Source organism: Sphingobium sp. CCH11-B1, assembly GCF_001556865.1.
In the GTDB taxonomy this organism is placed as follows: Bacteria; Pseudomonadota; Alphaproteobacteria; order Sphingomonadales; family Sphingomonadaceae; genus Sphingobium.
Genome location: NZ_LSJY01000216.1, coordinates 1 through 1,787, shown reverse-complemented (window position 1 = coordinate 1,787; position 1,787 = coordinate 1). Strand labels below are relative to the sequence as shown.

The window sequence follows — 1,787 nt, the reverse complement described above, 5'->3', positions numbered from 1 at the left end:
AAAGGGGGTCCCTCTTCGACGCCGATCGGGGGTCCCTTTTGAACGCCGTTTGACACATTCAGTCCTCGTCGATATCGGGAGCGCCCTCGTTGCCGCCCGAACGGCCCTTGGTGAGGAAGTCGACCTTGTCGGCGATAATCTCGCAGCCGTAGCGCTTGGTGCCGCTCTGATCTTCCCACTGGGTGTAGTGAATGCGCCCCTCGACCGTCACGAGCTGACCCTTGGTGCAGTACTTGGCGACGTTCTGGCCCAGGCCGTTGAAGCAGGTGATCCGGTGAAATTCGCTGTCCTTGGCAGTGTAGCCGTTTTCGTCCTTGTAGGTCTTGCCATCCTTGCGGGCGGGACGGTCGGTCACAACCGAGATCGAGGTGATGCTGGTTCCACCCTGGGTGGTGCGGGTTTCGGGGTCGCGAGCGATGCGGCCAACGAGGATAACGAGATTGGTCATGGGTTTTCTCCTGATCGAGCATTCCGGGTTCATCCCGGCTGCAAACCCGAGCAGAAGCGCCCCGCGGCGAAGCGCACCGAAGGGGAACCCGGAACTGGTTCGGGTGGTGCGGGCAGCCGGGCAAAGCCCGGCAACACGGTCGGACCCGGTCCGGGTTGCGCGTCTCGACGGGGGGTGATTCAGGGACAGGTTTGTGTCGAAGCCGGGTGGAGCTGGATGCCTTGAGCAGGTTTGCCCTGCCTCGATCCCTCAGGTCTTGGCCGGATGAACGATCCCCGAGAGCCTTCTACCGGCGACCCACTGCTTAGATCGTGGTCCGGACCGTTGCCCCAGCAGGTGGCGAAGGGCTCGACGCAACCGGTTCGCCAAGGGGAGACATGTTGATCGTCACCCCTTCAGTGCCGTCCAGAGGATGCCCGCGCAGCATCCAGGCCTGCGGCGTGATGAGGCGCGCCCAATCGGCAAAGGAGGGGATCGCGCCCAAGTCTTCGCGCACGTGCTGTTCGCCGATCAGACGCACCGGAACCGTCCGGCCATCGGCATTGACGAGGGTCTCGCCGAAGATCGTTTCGAGCATGAAAATTCCCTCGGCATGGTGCCGCAGCGCTCGGTGCCGTGGGTCTGCCAGGATTGCCTTGGATTGGTCGAACCACTGGTGCAGCGGGAGATAGTCATCGACGATACCGCCCCATTTCCGGACCGACGACAGGGCGTGATAGTAACAATGGGCCATCCCAAGTCTCCTAGAGCTCGGTCGAGTGGTCATCGGTCGCAGTGAAGCGCAGACTGCAGTCGAGCACGAAGGTCGCTTCGGCCACATCGATCACGAGTTCGCCGCAGGCGCCGTCGTTGATCTCCCAGCCCGGGTGATGGCGTTCGAGCGCCAGATAGGCCAGTTGCTCGAGGGCCTCGCCGAGGGTCTGGGGCTCCTTCGAGACGGCACTATCCGCCGTGTCTGCTTCGCCTTCCTGCAGAGTACCATCAGGGCATGCGATCGCCGCACCCGCTGCATCCAGACACACACATTCCTCGACAGCGCCGCTGTCGCCGCAACCGTCGAATCGGATCTCGATGCGGGCAATGCCGGCTTCCTGCAGGCGCGGAAGTATGGCCACCTTGAGCAGCTGGATCTCTTCGGCCACTTCGATCTTCCGCTCGGCCTGCCGAATGGCAAAGTCGGCCATCACGGCTTCGATATCGATCATGGGATGTCTCCTGTAGCAAGGAGCCAACGGCCATTCGCTGGCTCCAAACCATACGCGCACGCCTTTCCTCTGACGAATGATGTCAAACGGCGTTCAAAAGGGACCCCCGATCGGCGTCGAAGAGGGACCCCCTT

At 62.6% G+C, this 1,787-nt stretch carries 3 protein-coding genes; all 3 read right to left on the bottom strand.

Annotated features, from left to right (window positions below; genetic code table 11):
- Nucleotides 1-58: 58 nt before the first annotated feature.
- Complete coding sequence (locus AX724_RS22510; protein ID WP_037445600.1) at nt 59-448, bottom strand: single-stranded DNA-binding protein; 390 nt, start codon at nt 446-448, stop codon at nt 59-61.
- Nucleotides 449-752: 304 nt separating this feature from the next.
- Complete coding sequence (locus AX724_RS22505; RefSeq protein WP_066771629.1) at nt 753-1,181, bottom strand: DUF6915 family protein; 429 nt, start codon at nt 1,179-1,181, stop codon at nt 753-755.
- 10 nt (nt 1,182-1,191) lie between these two features.
- Nucleotides 1,192-1,653, bottom strand: a complete 462-nt coding sequence (locus tag AX724_RS22500) for a DUF6878 family protein (protein ID WP_066771626.1) — start codon at nt 1,651-1,653, stop codon at nt 1,192-1,194.
- Nucleotides 1,654-1,787 lie beyond the last annotated feature (134 nt).